Annotated in this window: 17 protein-coding genes; 7 read left to right on the top strand and 10 right to left on the bottom strand. The window is 65.5% G+C overall.

Going from position 1 to position 19,747, the window contains the following annotated elements:
• Positions 1 to 30: 30 nt before the first annotated feature.
• From BMI85_RS01260 to cobA, 6 genes are all read right to left on the bottom strand, one after another.
• On the bottom strand, positions 31 to 849 hold the full coding sequence (locus BMI85_RS01260) for a ferredoxin--NADP reductase (RefSeq protein ID WP_078599237.1): 819 nt from the start codon (positions 847 to 849) through the stop codon (positions 31 to 33).
• A gap of 144 nt (positions 850 to 993) precedes the next feature.
• Positions 994 to 1,365: a DUF934 domain-containing protein gene (locus BMI85_RS01255; protein WP_078519329.1), complete on the bottom strand. Its 372-nt coding sequence runs from the start codon at positions 1,363 to 1,365 to the stop codon at positions 994 to 996.
• Positions 1,362 to 2,132, bottom strand: coding sequence for a phosphoadenylyl-sulfate reductase (locus BMI85_RS01250; RefSeq protein WP_078599848.1), 771 nt, complete (start codon positions 2,130 to 2,132; stop codon positions 1,362 to 1,364). The genes BMI85_RS01255 and BMI85_RS01250 overlap by 4 nt, the downstream gene beginning before the upstream one ends.
• The gene (locus BMI85_RS01245; RefSeq protein WP_078599236.1) at positions 2,119 to 3,786 is read right to left on the bottom strand and encodes a nitrite/sulfite reductase; all 1,668 of its coding nucleotides are present in this window, start codon (positions 3,784 to 3,786) and stop codon (positions 2,119 to 2,121) included. Before BMI85_RS01245 ends, BMI85_RS01250 begins: the two co-directional genes overlap by 14 nt.
• A 3-nt stretch (positions 3,787 to 3,789) precedes the next feature.
• Positions 3,790 to 4,077 carry a DUF2849 domain-containing protein gene (locus tag BMI85_RS01240; RefSeq protein WP_078519327.1) on the bottom strand — a complete coding sequence of 96 codons (288 nt, stop codon included), beginning with the start codon at positions 4,075 to 4,077 and terminating at the stop codon, positions 3,790 to 3,792.
• Positions 4,074 to 4,826 carry a uroporphyrinogen-III C-methyltransferase gene (gene cobA, locus BMI85_RS01235; protein ID WP_078599235.1) on the bottom strand — a complete coding sequence of 251 codons (753 nt, stop codon included), beginning with the start codon at positions 4,824 to 4,826 and terminating at the stop codon, positions 4,074 to 4,076. Before cobA ends, BMI85_RS01240 begins: the two co-directional genes overlap by 4 nt.
• A 141-nt stretch (positions 4,827 to 4,967) precedes the next feature.
• Here cobA and BMI85_RS01230 point away from each other — a divergent pair, with 141 nt between their 5' ends.
• A complete protein-coding gene (locus tag BMI85_RS01230) occupies positions 4,968 to 5,429 on the top strand; it encodes an Lrp/AsnC family transcriptional regulator (protein ID WP_078519325.1) in 462 nt (153 codons plus the stop codon).
• A 3-nt stretch (positions 5,430 to 5,432) separates the two neighbouring features.
• Here the strand turns inward: BMI85_RS01230 and BMI85_RS01225 are convergent, their stop codons facing one another.
• The gene (locus BMI85_RS01225; RefSeq protein WP_078599234.1) at positions 5,433 to 6,623 is read right to left on the bottom strand and encodes a cytochrome P450; all 1,191 of its coding nucleotides are present in this window, start codon (positions 6,621 to 6,623) and stop codon (positions 5,433 to 5,435) included.
• A 121-nt stretch (positions 6,624 to 6,744) separates the two neighbouring features.
• On the opposite strand from BMI85_RS01225, the gene BMI85_RS01220 reads away from it, so the two are divergent.
• From BMI85_RS01220 to BMI85_RS01200, 5 genes are all read left to right on the top strand, one after another.
• Entirely contained in the window at positions 6,745 to 8,493 is a 1,749-nt protein-coding gene (locus BMI85_RS01220; RefSeq protein WP_078599233.1) for an ATP-binding protein, read from the top strand.
• Positions 8,490 to 9,716 carry a sigma-54 dependent transcriptional regulator gene (locus BMI85_RS01215; RefSeq protein WP_078519322.1) on the top strand — a complete coding sequence of 409 codons (1,227 nt, stop codon included), beginning with the start codon at positions 8,490 to 8,492 and terminating at the stop codon, positions 9,714 to 9,716. The genes BMI85_RS01220 and BMI85_RS01215 overlap by 4 nt, the downstream gene beginning before the upstream one ends.
• A 219-nt stretch (positions 9,717 to 9,935) precedes the next feature.
• Positions 9,936 to 10,946, top strand: a complete 1,011-nt coding sequence (locus BMI85_RS01210) for a TRAP transporter substrate-binding protein (RefSeq protein ID WP_078599232.1) — start codon at positions 9,936 to 9,938, stop codon at positions 10,944 to 10,946.
• A gap of 112 nt (positions 10,947 to 11,058) precedes the next feature.
• Positions 11,059 to 11,742, top strand: a complete 684-nt coding sequence (locus BMI85_RS01205) for a TRAP transporter small permease (protein WP_078599231.1) — start codon at positions 11,059 to 11,061, stop codon at positions 11,740 to 11,742.
• A gap of 3 nt (positions 11,743 to 11,745) precedes the next feature.
• On the top strand, positions 11,746 to 13,134 hold the full coding sequence (locus BMI85_RS01200) for a TRAP transporter large permease subunit (RefSeq protein ID WP_078599230.1): 1,389 nt from the start codon (positions 11,746 to 11,748) through the stop codon (positions 13,132 to 13,134).
• A 315-nt stretch (positions 13,135 to 13,449) separates the two neighbouring features.
• On the opposite strand, the gene BMI85_RS01195 is transcribed toward BMI85_RS01200, so the two are convergent.
• From BMI85_RS01195 to BMI85_RS01185, 3 genes are all read right to left on the bottom strand, one after another.
• The gene (locus BMI85_RS01195; RefSeq protein ID WP_078519318.1) at positions 13,450 to 13,995 is read right to left on the bottom strand and encodes a polymer-forming cytoskeletal protein; all 546 of its coding nucleotides are present in this window, start codon (positions 13,993 to 13,995) and stop codon (positions 13,450 to 13,452) included.
• Positions 13,985 to 15,301 (bottom strand): M23 family metallopeptidase, encoded by a 1,317-nt coding sequence (locus BMI85_RS01190; RefSeq protein WP_078570329.1) that lies wholly within the window; start codon positions 15,299 to 15,301, stop codon positions 13,985 to 13,987. Before BMI85_RS01190 ends, BMI85_RS01195 begins: the two co-directional genes overlap by 11 nt.
• A 364-nt stretch (positions 15,302 to 15,665) precedes the next feature.
• A complete protein-coding gene (locus BMI85_RS01185) occupies positions 15,666 to 16,169 on the bottom strand; it encodes a peroxiredoxin (RefSeq protein ID WP_078599229.1) in 504 nt (167 codons plus the stop codon).
• A 179-nt stretch (positions 16,170 to 16,348) separates the two neighbouring features.
• Between BMI85_RS01185 and BMI85_RS01180 the strand changes: the two genes are divergently transcribed.
• Positions 16,349 to 19,744: an AsmA-like C-terminal region-containing protein gene (locus tag BMI85_RS01180; RefSeq protein ID WP_078599228.1), complete on the top strand. Its 3,396-nt coding sequence runs from the start codon at positions 16,349 to 16,351 to the stop codon at positions 19,742 to 19,744.
• The last annotated feature ends 3 nt before the right edge of the window (positions 19,745 to 19,747 follow it).

The raw sequence follows: 19,747 nt of genomic DNA, 5'->3' as shown, positions 1-19,747 counted from the left end.
GCCCGAGGGGGCAGAGCCCCCCGATCCAGATCAGATACCGTCGCCGACGAAGGCCTTCTCGACCACATATTCGCGCGGCTCGGAATTCGCGCCCTCGCGCAGGCCGAACCCTTCGAGCACCGCCATCACGTCCTTGTTGAAGGCGAGCGATCCGCAGACCATCGCGCGGTCGGTCTCGGGGTTCATCGGCTCGAGGCCGAGATCCTTGAACACCTTGCCGTTTTCGAGATTGTCGGTGATCCGACCCATATGGGGGGATTCCTCTCGGGTCGTTGTCGGGTAATATTTCAGCTTGCCGTCCACCATCTCGCCGATCAGCGGATCGTTGATCAGGTTTTCGACGAGCTGGCGGCCATATTCCAGTTCCTCGACCGTCCGGCAGGTATGCATCATGATGACCTCGTCGAACTTGTCGTAGGTCTCGGGGTCGCGCATCAGCGAGGCGAAGGGCGCGATCCCGGTACCCGTGGCGAGGAACCACACCCGCTTGCCGGGCAGCAGCGCGTCATGGACCAGCGTGCCCACGGGCTTCGGGCGCAGGATGATCTCATCGCCCACATTGATATGCTGCAGCTTCGAGGTCAGCGGGCCGTCGGGCACCTTGATCGAGTAGAATTCCAGCTCCTCGTCCCAGTTCGGCGAGGCGATGGAATAGGCGCGCAACAGCGGTTTACCATTGTCGCCCATTAGCCCGATCATCACGAACTCGCCCGAGCGAAAACGCAGGGACTGCGGGCGGCTCACGCGGAAGGAAAACAGCCGGTCCGTCCAATGGGTCACTTCGGTCACGGTCTGCGCGTCGGGCAGGGTCTTCACCTTGGGGATCTCGGTCACGGCGCTCTCGTTCATTGTCACATCTCTCTCGGGCCGGGGCGTGCGCCTCGGTCTGGCAAATATACAGATCGGATACAGCTTGCGTCAGCGCTGGCCCTTGATCTGGCTCAATTGCCGGTCAGGGTTGGGTTTATCGGATATCGCGGACGGGTGAAAGCCTCAGCCGGCCAGTCGCGCACGGTAGTCATGCGCGGCCCAATCGGCGCGGAACAGCCACTGCGCCTGCGGCTGGCGCTCGGCCAGTTCCGGCGGAATCTCGACCTCGTCGAAGCCCACGCGCCGCGCCATCGCGTATTGATCCGCGATCAGCGGGCCCGCCGCGCGCAGCCGACCCGTGAAGCCGAGCGCGCGGATGCGGCGCGCCAGCGAGAAGCCGCGCCCGTCCGAGAAGGTCGGGAACAGGACGCGGATCATCTCGGCGCCTTCGATCAGCGCAGGCAGGTAGCCCGCATCGGTCTCCGGCGCGATGTCGAGGCTCGCCCCGGTGAAGTCGTCATTGTGGAAGCCGTCGTCGCGAACGATCACGCTCATGCCACATTCTCCTTGTTCTCAATCACTTGGCCTTCACTGTTCACACGGACGGCCTTGCCGCCGATGAAGTGGATGCCGCATTCGGTCTTGGCAGCGCCGCGCCAGCGGCCCGCACGTTCGTCTTCGCCCGGTTTGACCGGCGAGGTGCAGGGCGCACAGCCGATCGAGGGATAGCCTTGCGCCACCAGCGGATGGCGCGGTAGGCGGTTCTCGACCATGTAATCCTGCACATCCTGCTTGTCCCAATGGGCGAGCGGGTTGATCTTCATCCGGCTGTCGGTCTCGATCTCGAAGAAATCGAGCGCCGCGCGCTGGCCGCCCTGAAAGCGTTTGCGCCCGGTGATCCACGCGTCATAGCCCGACAGCGCGTTTTCCAGCGGCACCGTCTTGCGCAGGGTACAGCAGGCATCGGTGCTGTACTGGTGCAGCGTGCCGTCCGGGTCGTCGCGGGCGATCGCGGCCTCATCGGCCTGGATCACCTGCACATTGGTCAGACCCAGCTTGCTTGCGACGTCGCGCTGATATGCGAGCGTCTCGGGAAACAGCATCTGCGTGTCGATGAACAGCACCGGCGTGCCGGGCGCGATTACCGAAACCATATGCAGCAACACCACCGACTCCGCCCCGAAGGACGAAACCAGCGCGACATTGCCCACATCGGGGTCCCGCAACGCCCGCTCCATCACCGCGGTTGCGGCGTGGTGGCGGTAGCGTTCGTTCAACCCGGCGACGCGGGGGGCGATATCCGTTCCATCACTGAGCGGCATGGCGTTGAGCCTCTGCATAGAGCGCTTCCTTGAACGGGTCCGGGCCAAGGCGGCGCAGCGCGTCGAGGAAGCTCTCGGTGGCGCTTTCACGCACCTCGAGATAGGCGCGCAGCAGACGCTCCAGCGCGGGGATCACCTCCGTATAGGCGAAACCGGGGCCCGCACGTTCGCCAAGCGCCATCGTCTCGGTCGCGTCGCCGCCAAGCGTGATCTGGTAGTTCTCCACGCCCGCACGATCGAGACCGAGGATGCCGATATGGCCCAGATGGTGGTGACCGCAGGCGTTGATGCAGCCCGAGATCTTGATCTTGAGCGCACCGATCTCCTGCTCCAGTCCGAGATCGCGGAAATGGGTCGCGATCTGCTGCGCCAGCGGGATCGAGCGGGCCGTGGCCAGCGCGCAGTAATCCATGCCGGGGCATGCGATGATATCCGAAGTCAGGCCGATATTCGCCGCGGCGAGGCCGCCCTTGCGCAGGGCTTCGAACAGCGCGGGCAGGTCGGCCTTCGCGATATGCGGCAGGATCACGTTCTGCTCGTGGCTGATGCGCAGCTCCGACTGGCCGTAGCGTTCGGCAAGCTCCGCCAACAGGCGCATCTGGTCTGACGTGGCATCGCCCGGAGGCGCGCCGTGATCCTTCAGACTGACCGTGACCACCGCGTAATCGGGGTTGTGATGGGGCGAGACCGAGCGCGCGGCCCAGTCACGCAGAAGCGCGTCGACACTGAGCGCGGTCTCGAAGCTCTCGCTCTCCCGGGCGGGCAGCGCGGGCGGTGCGAATTGCGCCTTGAGATCGGCGAGGATCGCTTGGTCCGCGCCCTTGAACGCCGCGCGCCGGGCCGGGAATTCGGCCTCGACCATCTCGGAAAACGTATCGATTCCAAGTTCGTGTACGGTGATCTTGATGCGCGCCTTGTACTTGTTGTCGCGCCGTCCCGCGAGGTTCCATGCGGCGACGATCGATTCCAGATAGGGCAGCAGATCGACCGCGGGCAGGAAGCTGCGGATTTCCTTGCCGATCATCGGGGTGCGGCCGAGACCGCCGCCCACGAAGACCTGGAAACCGATCTCGCCGTCACGCTCGACCAGCTGCAGACCCACGTCATGGGCGCGGATCGCGGCGCGGTCGGCCTCGGCGCCATTGATCGCGATCTTGAACTTGCGCGGCAGGAACTGGAATTCCGGATGGTCGGTGGACCATTGACGGATCAGTTCCGCATAGGGGCGCGGATCGGCGATCTCATCGGCGGCGGCACCTGCGAAGGCATCCGTCGTCGTGTTGCGGATCGCGTTGCCCGAGGTCTGGATCGCGTGCATGCCCACATCGGCGAGCGCGTCAATCATATCCGGCACATCGATCAGCTTCGGCCAGTTGAACTGGATGTTCTGGCGCGTCGTGAAATGCCCGTAGCCGCGATCCCAGGCATCTGCGATCTTGGCGAGCTGGCGCATCTGCCGGGCTTCGATCGTGCCATAGGGGATCGCCACGCGCAGCATATAGGCGTGCAGCTGCAGATAGAGCCCGTTCATCAGGCGCAGCGGCTTGAACTCGTCCTCGGTCAGGCTGCCGTCGAGGCGGCGCGCGACCTGATGGCGAAACTGCTCGGCGCGCGCGCGAACGGCGGCGCGGTCGAAATCGCTGGGTTGGAACATGGATCAGCTCCCGGGTAGCTCAATGGAGGGACCGGAGGCGCGGAAGGCCTCGCGGAAATGCGCGGGCTCGGGGCCGTTCGGGCCGAGCGTGGCGGGCGCGAGATAGGCGCCCACGACTTTCTCGGGCTGGGCATTGGCCAGATCGAGCCACATGTCCGCGATCACCGGATCGTCGAGGAAGGCGGCATCCTTGAGGCGCAGCACCCATTGGCCCGCGTCGTTCATGTAGACGACGTGGCCTTCGCGCAGATCATTGGCGCTGATCACGCCGGGGATGAATTTCTTGCTCATAGCACGGCCTCCTTGAGGGCGGTGCGGGCGTCGCGCGGGGCGAGCCCGAGAAGGATTACGGCGGGGCCTTTGGCCTCGGCGGTAACGGTGGGCAGGGTGGCGAGCGTCGCGGGGCGGATCACCTGATCGGCGCGCGAGGCGTTCTCGACCACACAGGCGGGGGTCGCGGGCGAGGCGCCATGCATCATCAGGCGCCCCTGCACGTAGCGCGCGGCGCGCTTGCCCATATAGATCGCAGCGACCGCGCCGGGGCGGGCCAGCGCCGACCAATCCTGTTCGGCCAGCCCGTCTGCGTCATGCCCGGTGAGCAGGCGCAGCTCGCGATTGCGGCCACGTTCGGTCAGGCTCTGGCCAAGCGAGGCAGCGGCAGCGGAGGCTGCGGTGATGCCCGGCAGCACCCGATAGGCGATCCCGGCCGCGTCGAGCGCGTCCAGTTCCTCGCCCAGCCGACCGAACACGCCCGGATCGCCCGATTTCAGGCGCAGCACGCGCTGGCCTTCCTGCGCGAGGCGAACGATCAGGGACGAGATGTCGCCTTGCTTCATCGAGGGGCCGAAGCCGGTCTTGCCAGTCTCGATCAGCTGCGCCTGCGGACCCGCGAGCGCGAGCACCTCGGCGCTCACCAGCGTGTCGTGCAGGATCACGTCGGCGCACATCATCTCGCGCAGCACCGCCACGGTCAGCAGGTCCGGATCGCCCGGACCGGCCCCGGCAAGGGTCACCCGGGTCTGAGTTTCGAGAGTTTCCATGTCACGCTCCTCGTCTGCGTCTTGAGCGTGAATATAGGAAATTATTCCGGTTTTTGACCATATACCCTTGCCAATAAGGACAATCGTTCCTTATGGATTTGGGAGGAGTGACAATCTCCTAACAAGCGGAGGGAAATCGGAATGGCGGTGCAGATCGACGAGCTGGATCGGAAAATCCTCGCGGAGCTACAGGACGATGCGAGCCAGTCGCTCGACGAAATCGCGCGGAAAACAGGGTCTTCCAAGACCCCGGTCTGGAACCGGATTCGTAAATTGCGCGCGGCGGGGGTGATCGGAAAGCAGACCGCGATCCTCGATCCCGAGGCGCTTGGCTTCGATGCCTGCTTCTTCGTTCTGATCCGCACCTCCGAGCATGAGGCCGAGTGGCAGGACAAGTTCCTCGCCACTCTGCGCGCGCGCCCCGAGGTGATGGAGGCGCACCGTCTGGCGGGTGATATCGACTACATCCTGAAAGTGCGGGTCGAGAATGCGCGTGCCTATGACCGCTTCTATCAGGCGCTGATCTCGGAAGTGAAAATCCACAACGTGACCGCGCTTCTCTCGATGGAGGAGCTGAAATCTACCACCGCGCTGCCGCTGTGAGGCTCAGCGCTTGGTGTAGGTGACCTGCAGCTTCTCCAGCCCGTGGAAGTGGTAGAGATCCGCGTAATAGGGGCGGCGCGGCAGATCGAGCCCCTGTAGCCGCTCCATCAACATCGGCAGGGCGAGTTTCAGCTCCAGACGCGCCAGCGGTGCGCCGATGCAGAAATGCGCCCCCGCGCCGAAGCTGAAATTGGTGCGCACGGGGCGCGACGGATCGAAGACGCTCGCATCGTCCCAAGCCGACGGATCGCGGTTCGCACCGGCAAGCAACAGCCCGATCCGCTCGCCCTTGCGCAGCACCTGTCCCTGAAACTCCATGTCCTCATAGAGCCAGCGCGTGAAGAGATGCAGCGGCGGATCGAAGCGCAGCAGCTCCTCGATCGTGCCGTCGATCCGCGCGGGCTCCAGCCAATGGGGGGCGACGGTCTGTTCGATCAGCGTCTTCACGCTGTTGCCGATCTGGTGGACAGTCGCCTCATGGCCCGCGTTCAACAGCAAGATCACGGTGGAGATCAGCTCGTCGCGGGTCAGGTGGGTGCCTTCCTCTTCGACGGCGATCAGCTCCGAGATCAGATCTTCCCCGGGCGCTTTGCGGCGGGTCTCGATCAGATCGCCCAGATAGGCGGCGAAGTCCGCCGAAGCGCGCGCGGCGTCTTCCTCGAGGCTGATATCGCGGCGCGCCTGATACATCTGCACCATCGCGTTCGACCACGCCAAGAGCTTGTCCGCGTCGCTTTCGGGTACGCCCAGAAGCCGTGCGATCACGATCACCGGTAGGGGCTTGGCGAAATGCTCCAGCAGGTCGCAGCCGCCCTCGGGCATCTCGTCGATCAGCCGTTGGCAGAGCGCGGCGATCTCGTCTTGCATGCTCGCGATCCGGCGCGGGGTGAAGGCCTTCGTCACCAGCTTGCGCAGCCGGGTGTGGGTCGGCGCCTCCAGCTCCAGCATCGAATGGCGCTCGATGGCGTAGAAGGGTTCGAGATGCTTGGGGATGTCCACCGCCTGCTCGGGCGGTGCCTCGCGCCCCAGCCGCCGGTCGCGCAGCGCCATGCCGACAATCGCGGCCCGCGCGGTGACGCGAAACCCGTATTCGGGCCATTGCACGAAGGGGCCGCCTTGTCGCACCCGGTCGTAGAACGGGTAGGGGTTCTGGACGAAGTCAGGATCGAGCGGGGATTGGGAAAGGGTCTGCATCGGCGCTCCGGTTACTCGGGGCCAGATTGGCCGCAACGCGCCCGGGGATGCAAGACCAAGCGAACGCTCCGCCTTGCATTGCCGCGCGGTAGGCCGCAAGGAAAGGGGCGGGAGAGTGCTGATGCTGGGCCGTGTCGCCATATTGCTGATCTGGATCGCGCTGACGCTCGCCGCCTCTATCGGGGTGTGGCGGGTTTCGGCACGCGAGGGTCTGGCGCGGATCGAAGCGCAGGGGCAATCCGATCTGCGGTTGGCCTCGGATCGTCTGGTGGCAGCACTTCTGCAATTTCGCGAAGTGGCGGTGCTGGCTGCCGATCATCCCGACGTGGTCGCGCTGGCGGCGCGGTTCGCCGAAGGTGGCAAGGAGGTCGGCACATGGCGCGATGCGGCGGTGAGCCTGACGCTGCAACGCCTTGCCGACCATGCGGGCGCGCGCGACATCTGGCTGATCGCGCCGGGCGGCACGGTACTCGCAGGTCCGGCGGATAGCCCCGACCGGGTCACGATGAACCGGGCGCTGGCGCGGGCGGCGCAAGGCGCGACCGGGTCGGAGCATTTCGTGGACCCCGATACCGGCGATCGGCTGTTCGTCTTCGCCGCGCCGGTCTTTGCCTCCGGCGGCAATGTTGCGGGGATCGTGCTGCTGCGGCTGAATGCCGAGGATGTCGAGGCCGAGGGGCGCGGCAACCCGGTGCCGGTCTGGTTCACCGATGATAGCGGCGTGAGTTTCCTGACCAACCGCACCGATCTGGTGTTGCTGTCCGAGCCCGGTGCAAAGCCCGATCCCGCGACCTATCCGGCGGGGTCGCTCGCCGGGGTGCTGCACCTGCGCGAACGCAACCTTGCGGGTCATCGTCTGGTGTCGGGAGATGGCTCGCTTTCCGGTCCCGCACTGGACGTCTCGCGCGCCTTGCCGGTGATCGAAATGGAGGGCCATGCCCTCGCTGCCGCCGACCCGGTGTTGCGCGCGGCGCGGCTCGCTGCGCTTTCGACCGCGGCCGGGTTTCTGGCCGTGGGGGCGGTAATGTTCGCCCTGTGGGAGCGGAGGCAGGCGCTCTCCGAGGCCAATGCCGCGCTCGAGGCCCGCGTGGCGGAACGCACGGCGGAACTGTCGACCGCGAACGAAGAATTGCGGCGCACGCAGGCTGAACTCGTGCAGGCGGGCAAGCTCTCGGCGCTGGGGCAGATGTCGGCGGGGATCAGTCATGAGTTGAACCAGCCGCTGATGGCGATCTCGTCTTACGCCGAGAATGCCGAACTGCTGCTCGATCGCGGTCGGACCGAGGAGGCGGGCGAGACGCTCGGCAAGATCGGCGCGATGGCGCATCGCATGGCGCGCATCATCCGCAACCTGCGCGCATTCGCGCGGCAGGAAAGCGAACCCGCGACCCGCGTCGGGCTGGCTGCGGTGGTGGAGAGCGCGCTGGAGATGCTCGACGAACGGCTGCGGCGCGCGGGCGTCACCGTGGACTGGCAGCGCCCCGACTTCCCCGCCATCGTGATGGGCGGCGAGGTGCGATTGAGCCAGGTCGTCATCAACCTGATCTCGAACGCGATCGAGGCGATGGAAGGCCAGTCTGAGCGCCGCCTGACGATCCGCATGGGGCGCGCGGACGGGATGATCCGCCTCAGCCTGCGCGATACCGGGCCGGGCATCGCCGATCCGGACCGCATCTTCGATCCGTTCTACTCGACCAAGGAGGCGGGATCGGCGGAGGGGCTTGGCCTCGGCCTCTCGATCTCTTACGGGCTGGTGCAAGGGTTCGGCGGCAACCTGCGGGGCGAGAATGTGCCCGGCGGCGGGGCGCGTTTCACCATCGAGTTGCGCGAAGCCACGGCCCAACCCAAACCGATCGAGGTGGAGACATGATGCGCCGGGTTCTCTTTGTCGATGACGACCGTGCGGTGCGCGAGGCGCTGGGCCAGACGCTGGAACTGGCGGGGCTGAAGCCGACGCTCGCGGGCAGCTATATCGAGGCGAAGGACCATATCTCGACTGAGTTCGAAGGCATCGTGGTCACGGATATCCGGATGCCGGGCAAGGACGGCTTCGCGCTGCTGGATCTCGTGCAAAAGGCCGATGCGGAGCTGCCCGTGGTGCTGCTGACCGGGGAGGCGGATGTCCCGATGGCTGTGCGCGCGATGGCGGCGGGTGCGTTCGATTTTCTGGAAAAGCCCTGCACGGGGAAAGACTTGCTGGCCGTTGTCGAGAAGGCGCTGGAGACCCGCGCGCGGGTGATGGAGGCGCGGTTCTCGCGGGCTGCGGGCAAGCGCGGCGATGCGGCGGCGCGGATTTTGGTGGGTAGCTCCCCGGTGGCGGAGGGCTTGCGCGAAGCCGCGCGCCGCGCCGCGCGCTCGGGCGCCGAGGTGCTGATCACCGGCGCGCCGGGGGCGGGCAATTCCAAGCTGGCCGAGGTGATCCATCTGCTCTCGACCAATGCGCGGCGTCCCTTCGTGAAGCTCGCCGCGGCGGGCCTCGACGTGGAGGCGCTGGAGGCGGGCTTCGCACAGGCCGAGGGCGGGACGCTGTATCTTGATGAGGTGGCCGACCTGCCGCGCCCCGCACAGTTCGCGCTGATCGAACTCTTGGAGACGCGGCCCGCCACGCGCCTGATCGCGGGCACCTATCGCGATCTGCCGGGCGAGGCGCGGGCAGGGCGCTTCCACCCCGATCTCTACTGGCGGCTGGAGGCGTTGAAGGTGCGCATCCCCTCGCTGTCCGAGCGCCCCGAGGATATTCCCGCGCTGTTTCGCCATTACGTCGCCACCGCCTGCGAACAGGCCAACCTGCGCGCCCCCGAAATCCCGCCCGAGATGACCGCGCAGTTGATGGCGCGCGACTGGCCCGGCAACGCCCGCGCGCTGATGTCCGAGGCGATGCGCTTTGCGATGGGGCTCGAGGCGGGCGAGCCGCCCGAGGAGCTTGGTCTGTCCGAGCGCATGGCGGCGGTGGAGAAGTCGCTGCTGGCCGAGGCGCTGACCCGCGCGGGCGGCAATGCGACCGAGGCGGCGGCGGCGCTGAAACTGCCGCGCAAGACCTTCTACGACAAGCTCGCGCGCCACGGGCTGCGCCCCGAGGAGTATCGGGACTAGCGGCGGGCGAGGATTCGCACGAAGCCGCGTCCATCTGTGCGGGATTTCGCACACACCTCGGCGCGCTGTAATGAAGGTGTCCTCGTAAGGCCCTGATTCCGCGTGGATAATGTCTTCGTCACAAGAGCTTCACGAAACAGTTGATCGGATCTCTCGGCGGCTTTTTGCTGACCCCAATGCCGGGGAGGACCGGCGTGACATGAATTCCGGGAGGACATTATGAAGAAATTTACCGCCGCCGTTTCGGCGCTCGCTCTCATGGCTTCGGCCTCGGTCGCTATGGCCGATCCGACGGGCTGCGACGAAGGCGAAATGGTCATCAAGTTCAGCCACGTCACCAACACCGACAAGCACCCGAAAGGGATCGCGGCTGCGCTGTTCGCCAAGCGCGTGAACGAAGAGATGGACGGCAAGGCCTGCGTCGAGGTCTACCCGAACTCCACCCTCTACAACGATGATCAGGTGCTGGAAGCGATGCTGCAGGGCGACGTGCAGATGGCTGCGCCGAGCCTCTCGAAATTCGAGACCTTCACCAAGAAATACCGCATTTTCGATCTGCCCTTCATGTTCAAGAACATGGATGCCGTCGACGAATTCCAGAATTCGGACATCGGTCAGAATATGAAAGAGGCGATGGTGCGTCGTGGTCTGCTGGGCCTCGATTTCTGGCATAACGGCCTCAAGCAGTTCTCGGCCAACAAGCCGCTGCTGGTGCCGGGCGACGCCAAGGGTCTGAAGTTCCGCGTGCAGCCCTCCGACGTGCTTATCGCGCAGATGGAAGCGCTCGACGCTTCGCCGCAGCCGATGGCCTTCTCGGAAGTCTACGGTGCGCTGCAGACCGGCGTTGTCGACGGGCAGGAAAACACCTGGTCGAACATCTACGGTCAGAAGTTCTACGAAGTGCAGGACGGCATCACCGAGACCAACCACGGCCTGCTCGACTACATGGTCGTGACCTCGGTCGACTGGTGGGACAGCCTCGACCCGGCGATGCGCGATCAGATCAAGTCGATCCTCGACGAGGTCACCAAAGAGCGTAACGCCGCGATCAATCAGGTGAACGAAGAGAACCGTCAGGCGATCCTCGACGCCGGTGCGACGATCCGCGAACTGACGCCCGAGCAGCGCCAGCAATGGGTCGACGCGATGAAGCCGGTCTGGGACCAGTTCAAGGATGACGTCGGTCAGGAAAACATCGACGCAGCGCAGGCGATCAACGCCAAGCACTGATCCGAACGGACGGGCGACGACCCCCACTCGTTGCCCGATCTCACGGCGCGCGCGGCCCCCCACATATCCGCGCGCGCCACTTTCAACTCTCGACCTCAGACCGGAGTGAGCCATGAGCCAGCGCTATGAGCCGCGCAACGGGTTTTCGCGGGCGATCCATCATCTGGAGGAGACGCTGATCGCGTTGATCCTCGGCACGATGACCGTGATCACCTTCGTCAATGTCGTGCTGCGCTACGTCTTCAACTCCTCGCTGATCTGGGGGCTGGAGACGACGTTGATCCTCTTCGCCTGGCTGGTTCTGCTGGGCATGAGCTACGCGGTGAAAGTGACCGCGCATCTTGGCGTCGATGCGATCATCAACATGCTGCGCCCCGGGCCGCGCAAGGCCATGAGCCTCGTCGCGGCGGGCCTGTGCATTCTCTACGCGGTGCTGCTGCTGAAAGGCGCATGGGATTACTGGGCCCCCTTCGCGGGCTTCGATCAGACCTCGGGCCGCTGGTTCCCGACGGGTTTTCAGGACACCCGCGACCGCGCCTTCTACGAGACCGATCAGGTGCCGATCGCGCATTGGCTCGCCGTCTGGCTGGGCGATCGGTTCAACATGGGCGAGGCCTATGACAAGCTGCCGCGCTTCATTCCTTATCTGATCCTGCCGATCGGCGTGACGCTTCTGCTGATCCGGTTCGTGCAGGCGGCAATCGGGGTCGCCGTGGGCAGCCGCGCGGCGCTGATCGTGAGCCACGAAGCCGAAGACCAAGTGGCCGACGTGGCCCATATCAACAAGGGTGACTGAGGCATGGATATCCTGTTCCTTTTCGTGATGGTGATCGGCTTCATGCTGATCGGCGTGCCGATCGCGGTCTCCTTGGGCCTCGCGTCGACGCTGTTCCTGCTGATCTTCTCGGACGCCTCGCTCGCCTCCATCGCGCAGTCGCTCTACGACGCGATGGACAATCACGCGACGCTGCTGGCGATCCCGTTCTTCATCCTCGCCTCGAGCTTCATGTCGACGGGCGGGGTGGCGCAGCGCATCATCCGCTTCGCCATCGCCGTAGTGGGCCACCTGCCGGGCGGTCTGGCCATCGCGGGCGTCTTCGCCTGTATGCTGTTCGCGGCGCTCTCGGGTTCGTCGCCCGCCACCGTGGTCGCCATCGGCTCCATCGTCATCGCGGCGATGCGGCAGGTGGGCTACTCGAAGGATTTCGCCGCTGGCGTGATCTGTAACGCGGGCACCTTGGGCATTCTGATCCCGCCGTCGATCGTGATGGTGGTCTATGCCTCGGCGACCGACGTGTCGGTGGGCCGGATGTTCCTCGCGGGCGTCATTCCGGGCCTGATGGCCGGCGTGATGCTGATGGCGACGATTCTGTTCTTCGCGATCAAGCGCAACCTGCCGAAAGGCGAGTGGCAAGGCTGGGGCGAAGTCGCCGCAAGCTTCGTCGACGCGTTCTGGGGTCTGATGCTGATCGCGATCATCATGGTCGGCCTCTACGGCATCCCCGGCATCACCGGGGGCATCTTTACCCCCACCGAGGCCGCTGCCGTCGCCGCCGTTTATGCGTGGTTCGTTGCGAACTTCATCTACCGCGACATGGGGCCGCTCGATCAGGGCGAGAAGAAGATCGCGCTCTGGCAAAAGCCGCAGGCGCTGATCACTGCCGTCTGGCACAAGGGCACGCGCGACACGTTGTTCGAGGCGGGCAAGCTGACGATCACGCTGATGTTCATCATCGCCAATGCGCTGATCCTCAAGCACGTGCTGACCGACGAGCAGATCCCGCAGAAGATTACCGAGGCGCTGCTCGGCGCGGGTCTGGGCAAGATCATGTTCCTCGTGATCGTCAACATCATCCTGCTGATCGGCGGTCAGTTCATGGAGCCCTCGGGCCTGATCCTCATCGTCGCACCGCTGGTCTTCCCGATCGCGATCGAGCTGGGCGTCGATCCGATCCATCTCGGCATCATCATGGTGGTGAACATGGAGATCGGGATGATCACGCCACCGGTGGGGCTGAACCTCTTCGTGACCTCCGGGGTGGCGGGGATGCCGATCATGCGGGTCGTGAAGGCGGCCGCGCCCTTCCTTGCCGTGCTCTTCGTCTTCCTGATCCTTGTCACCTATGTGCCATTCCTGTCGACTTGGTTGCCGACGATGGCGATGGGGCCGGAGACGGTCGTGAAATAAGCCGAGCGGGGCAGGGACCGAACCCGGTCTCATGCCCCGCCTTTCCAACCTGGCGCGCCCGTGGCATTTCCACGCGGCGCGCTTTTCTATGGGCAGGTCTAGGGGGCTCTGCCCCCCGCGCTGCGCGCTCCCCCGGGATATTTCCACCAAGGCGAAAACACGGGATATTCTTTCGGCTTGGCCGAAATATCCCGGGGTGAATTCGCGAATGCGAAGAGGGGCAGCGCCCCTGTTGCCCGCTCGGGACATGGCACCGGCGCAAAATAAAAGGGCGACCCGATCGGCCGCCCCTCCTGCTCTGGCTATCGCCTGATTTTATTTCTGTTCCGACCCCGTCGGCGCCGGCGCTGCGGCGGCGGTCTCGGAGGCCGGGGGCGCGAGTTTCCGCGTGCCCTGACCGGTCTGCAGCGGGTCGTCCTGACGCTGAACCGAACCTTCGAAATGCGCACCGCTCTCGATCGCGATGGTCTTGTGGATGATGTCGCCTTCGACGCGTGCGGTCGAGGTCAGGCGCACCTTCAGGCCGCGCACACGGCCCACGACGCGACCGTTGACCACGACGTCGTCCGCCATGATCTCACCCTTGATCGTGGCGCTTTCGCCGACGGTCAGCAGATGGGCGCGGATGTCGCCTTCGACGGTGCCTTCGATCTGGATGTCGCCGGTCGTCTTGACGTTGCCGGTGATGGTCAGGTCCGAGGAGAGAACCGAGGGCGCGGGCTTCGAGCGCGGCGCGGCGCTCGGCGTGTAGTCGCTCGAGCTGGACGTCGGGCGGCTCGGAGCGGTCGAGCTCTCACCGGTTTTGGGCTTGTCGCCGTCGGCCTTGGGGCCCGGTTCATGGATTTTCGATTTAGAAAACATTCTTACCAGCCTTGATGAAGGTCATCGGGTTAATTGGCTTGCCTCCGAGCCGGATCTCGTAGTGCAGATGCGGTCCCGTGGAGTGTCCGGTATTGCCCATATCAGCAATCCACTCGCCTTGCGACACTTTTTGCCCGACTTTCACGTGGAATTTGTTGAGGTGGCCGTAGCGGGTGGTGATGCCGAACTCGTGGCGGATCTTGACGATATTGCCGTAGCCACGCTCGTGCTCGGCGGCGATCACGACGCCATCGGCAGGAGCATAGACCTTGGTGCCGATCGGGGCGGCCATATCGACGCCCTCATGCATCCGGCCCCAGCGCCAGCCGAAGGGCGACGAGAAGCGGAAATGCGCCTTCACGGGCATCGAGAAGGGCAGCTTGTCGACGGCGATGCGATACATGTTCATCTCGTCGAGCTTGCGCAGGATGTTCTCGGCGCGCGCGGTGTCGCCATCGAGATCGGCCGTGCCCTTGGTCGAGAGCGAGATCGGCGAGAGCGGCCCGCCGGTGCCCGAATAGCCCCGTTTGATTTCCTTGAGCACGTGATCGGGGTCCATGCCGGCCTGTTTGAAGACCTTGTCGAGCGGCTCCATCGAGATTTTCACCGCCCCTTCGAGCGTGGTGAAGATTTCGTCGTTGCGCTGTTCGAGGAGACGCTTCTGCAGCGCGATCTTGTCCATCTGCAGTTGCGCGGTCTTGGCGTCGGCATTTGCGGTGTCGCGTTCCTTCGCGGTCTCGCCGAGCGCGGTGGACAGCATGTCGACCGTCTTCTCCATGTCCTCGGCGCGGGCGATCGGCGTAGGACCCGCATCGGGGCCTTTGCCCTCGGCCTTGGCCAACGCGAGCCGGGCGGTGTCGCGCTCGTCCATGGTGCGGCGCAGGGTGGCCTGGATCACGCCGATCCCGGTCTCCAGCTCGCGCTTGCGTTCTTCCGAGGCGAGCAGCGTGGATTGCATCTTCGAAACCTGCTCGAGGGCGGTCTGGAAACGGTCCTGCGCGGCGAGGGCTTCGGCGGCGCGGGCGTCGCGCTCTTGCGAGAGCGCGTCGAGGCGGCGCTCGAAGGCGAGTTTCGCGACCTTGTCGTTCTGCTCGGCCCCGCCGGAGGAAATTCCGTCGATGAAGAGCATCGAGGTCGCGGCCATCGACCACACGAATACGCCTGCGCCGATCGCCAGTACACTCGCTTGGGTGAGGGGGCGCAGTCGGACGAACCGCGTGGCGCTGTCTGATTTCAGAAACAGCCGCTGTTCGGGCAGGATGCGCTCGAGACGGGTGTTCAGGCGGTCGAGAATGCGTCTAGGCAAGCCGGTCGGTCCTGTGTTTGTTGCGGATCAAGCGCGGCCACGGGGCCGCACGTCACTTGCGGCGGCGCACCCGTCCTGCTTGTGGATAAGTCCTCCGCCCTTGGCCAAAGGGATTACCAAGGGGGGCAGGTCCCGGCAACCTCTTTCCCCCTCGCATTTGGTCACGGTTCCCTCGCGCGCGCGGTATGAGCGGTTTTCTGCCCAAAAGGGAGGGTGGCCCGGCGGTTTCGTCCCAGCTGGTCATCTGGGCGTCACGTTGGTGTGATCCGCACTTGCCGATGGGCGCGCGTCACACAACGCCCCCGCGGCGCGGCATAAGCCGCCCGCCGGGGTGCCATGCGGGGCGCTGCGCCCGCGTGGCGGCTCAGCCCAGTTCGCGGGCGGCTTCAAGCACCGCTTCGGCGTGGCCTTTGACTTTCACCTTCGGCCAGACCTTAGCCACCTTGCCGTCCGCACCGATCAGGAATGTCGCGCGAACAATGCCCCAGAAGGTTTTGCCATACATCGATTTTTCGGCCCAGACCCCATAGCTCTCACAGGTCTCGCCACCATCGTCCGAGGCGAGGTAGATGCCCAGATCATGCTTGGCGCAGAAATTCTCGTGCTTCTTCAGGCTGTCCTTCGAGATGCCGATGACGACGGCGCCGGCCTCGGCGAAGTCCGGAGCGAGGCGGGTGAAATCGAGCGCCTCGGTGGTGCAGCCGGGCGTGTTGTCCTTGGGGTAGAAATACAGCACGACCGGACGGCCCGCAAAGGCCGACAGCGTCAGATTTCCGTCTTCCGTGATCGGATTTCCGAGCGTTTCGAAGCTCTTGCCGCCCGTGGCGGGAAGGGCGAACTCCGGCGCTTTTTCGCCTGTCTCGATCATTGGGGAACCTCCTTGCAGTTTCGGGGCTTACTTTCCACGCCCGCTTGCGCGAGACTTAACCACGAGGCAGGAGACCCGGGCAAGACCGCGCGCGGTGGGCCCGGCATAAGAGACGGGGTCGGCACGCGCCGCCGCCGAGGGAGAAAAAGCCCCGATCCAACGGGCGCAAGACGAACGGTATGGAGAGACAGCGTCCCGATAGTCGCGAAACGTCCGGCGCGCCCGAAAGGGCGAGCGATGCGTCGTTGAGCGATGCCGAGACGCCCAAACCCGAGGCCGAGACCCAGCCCGGGGCAGCGACTCCGGTGAGCCGCGGCCGCCGTGCCCGCACCGGTCTGCTTCTTGTTCTCAGTTTCCTGTTTCTTGGGGTCGTGGCTGCCGGCGCCTTTCTCGTCATCACCCACCGCGCGGTCGCCGTGCCGCAATGGATCGTCGCGCGCATCGAGACCCGCGCCAATGACGCCTTGCAGGGCCAGATGCGGGTCCGGCTGTCCGGCGGGATCGATCTCTATGTCGATGACGGCATGCGCCCCCGGATCCGGCTGAACACGGTGCGGCTGGAGCGGCCCTCGGGCCTGCCGATCGCGGTCCTGCCGGAATTGCGTATGACGCTCTGGGCGGAGCCTTTGCTGCGCGGGCGGGTCGAGCCGCGCTCATTCAGGCTGCGCGGGGCGAGCCTTTCGTTGCATCGTCTGCCCGACGGCAATCTGGATCTCGATTTCGGCGGCGGCAATCGCTTCGCCAATATCGACTTGAATAACGCCTCCGATCTCATTGAGACCTTTGAGAAAACCCTCGAGGTTCCGGCGCTGTCCCGGCTGCAGCAGATTAGCGCGGAGGATCTGCAAATCCGGCTGATGGATGAGCGGCTCGACCGGCTCTGGAAGGTCACCGATGGCCGCTTCAAGCTGACTCAAAGCGACAGTGAAATCTCGGTCGCGCTGGGGTTCGATTTGGGCAGCGGGCAGACGAAACCGGCGCAGGTCGCGCTGTCGATGACCACGCAGAAAGCCAGCCGTGAAGCCAGTTTCGGGGCCGCGGTGACTGCGCTTCCGGCGCGCGATCTGGCGGTGCAGGCCCCGGCGCTCGCGGCGCTCGGCGTGCTCGATGCGCCGATCTCGGGGGCGCTGCGCTCGGGGCTCAACGACAAGGGCGAGCTGACCGGGATGAACGCGATGCTCGAGATCGGGCGCGGCGCGATCCGGCCCAACGAGGGCGTGAACCCGATCCCGATCGAGAACGGCAAGCTCTATCTCAACTACGATCCGAAACGGCAGCGCGTCGAGGTCTCGACGCTTTCGCTCAACAGCCGGGCGCTGCGCCTGAAGGCGGCGGGCCATACCTATCTGCGCGATCTCGAAGGCGGCGTGCCGAAGAAGATCGTCGGCCAGATCGCGATTTCCGATCTGCAGCTCGATCCGGCGGGGCTGTTCGAGAGCCCGGTGCAATTCGCGCAAGGGGCGGTCGATTTCCGGCTGAACCTAGATCCGTTCCGTATCGATATCGGCCAGCTGGAACTCAACGATCAGGGCGACACGACGATCTCGGCGCGCGGCAAGGTCAGCGCCGAGAAGGATGGCTGGAAAGTCGCGCTCGATGCCGGGATCGACCAGATCGACCAGACCAAGCTGCTCGCGCTCTGGCCGCCTGCGGTGGTGCCGAAGACCCGCGAGTGGCTCGAGAAGAACGTGACCACGGGCCAGCTGCGCAATGCCCGCGTGGCGCTGCGGCTCGTGCCGGGCGCGCAGCCGAAACTGGCGCTTGGCTACGAGTTCCGGGGCGCGGATGTGCGGATCATCAAGACCCTGCCGCCCGTGCAGCAGGGCCGAGGTTTTGCCACGATCATCGACACGCGGCAGGCGCTCAAGGTCGAGGAGGGGCATGTGACCGCGCCGTCGGGCGGGCGGATCGAGGTGACGGGTTCGTCGCTCATCGTGCCCGATATCCGCATCAAGCCCGCTCCGGCGGAGGTCACGCTGATGACGCGCTCGCCGATCCCGGCGGCTCTGTCGCTGCTCGATCAGCCGCCGTTCGAATTCCTCAGCAAGGCGGGCATGAGCACCGATGTGGCGCAGGGCTGGGCCGAGGCGCGCTCGGTGATCCGCTTGCCGCTGAAGCCCAATGTGCCGCAGGACGAGATCGATTTCGACGTGACCGCCCGGCTGACCGAAGTGAAGAGCGACACGCTGGTGCCCGACCGGCCGCTGCGGTCCGATTTGTTGACGCTGAAGGCCGATCCCCAAGGGATGACGATTTCGGGCAAGGGCACTCTGTCCGGTGTCGGGTTCGATGCCGCCTGGACGCAGAAATTCGGGCCGGAGAACAAGGGGCGCTCGGAGGTCGCGGGCACGGTCGATGTCAGCCCCGATGGGCTCGACCGGCTGGGGATTGCGCTGCCCAACGGCATGGTGCGCGGTTCGGGCAAGGGCCGTATCGCGCTCGACCTGCGCAAGGATCAACCGACGCGGTTCACCTTCGCGAGCGCCTTGCAGGGGATCCGCCTGTCGATCCCGGAAATCGGCTGGAGCAAAGCGCCGGGCAGTGCGGGCGATCTGAAAATGTCCGGCACGCTCGGCGCGCCGCCGCAGGTCGACAGCCTGTCGCTGAGTGCTGCGGGGCTGAAGACGCAGGGCGACATCACCTTGAACAAGGGCGGCGGGCTGAACCGGGCGCGGTTCTCGAGCCTGAGCGTCGGCAACTGGTTCACCGGCAGCGTCGATCTGATCGGTCAGGGCAAGGCGCGTCCGCCGAAAGTGAATGTCACCTCGGGCAGGCTGGACCTCGCTAAGGCGGAATTGGGCGGCGGTGCGGGCGCCAGCGCGAGCGGTTCCGGCACCGCGATCAGCGCGTCGCTCGACCGGCTGCAGATCACGGATGGCATCGCGCTGACAGGCTTCCGCGGCGATTTCAGCACGCGGGGCGGCCTCTCGGGCCGGTTCCAGGGGCAGCTCAACGGTAGCGCGCCGATCGACGGCACGGTGATCCCGGCTGCGGGTTTGCGCGTCGCGGTGCGCGCGCAAACCCGCGACGCAGGCCGCGCGCTGGCGGCGACCGGGATCTTCACCAAGGCCCGCGGCGGGCAGGGCGCGCTGGTGCTGACGCCGCTTGGGCAGAAAAGCTATGACGGCAAGCTCACGGTCGCAAACCTGCGGGTGAAGGACGCGCCGGTTCTGGCCTCGCTGCTGTCCGCGGCCTCGGGCGTGGGGCTGCTGGAGCAGCTCAGCGGCGATGGCATCCTGTTCAGCTCGGTCGATGGCGCCTTCCGCTTGACGCCCAACGGGGTGAGTGTCACACGGGGCGCCGCCGTGGGGGCCTCGATGGGGGTGACGATGACGGGCAACTATTACCCGCAATCGAAGACGCTGAACATGAAGGGCGTGATCTCGCCTTTCTATCTCGTGAACGGGATCGGTCAGGTCATCTCCAAGCAAGGCGAGGGGCTTTTCGGGTTCAACTACTCGCTGCGCGGAAGCTCCGATGCGCCGAAGGTCTCGATCAATCCGCTCTCGGTGCTCGCGCCGGGCGGTCTGCGCGAGTTGTTCCGGGCGGGGCCGCCCAAGGTGCTGAGCGAATAAGGC

This window comes from Thioclava sp. DLFJ4-1 (genome assembly GCF_002020145.1).
Classification (GTDB): domain Bacteria; phylum Pseudomonadota; class Alphaproteobacteria; order Rhodobacterales; family Rhodobacteraceae; genus Thioclava; species Thioclava sediminum.
This window is presented reverse-complemented; position numbering and strand designations above follow the sequence as displayed.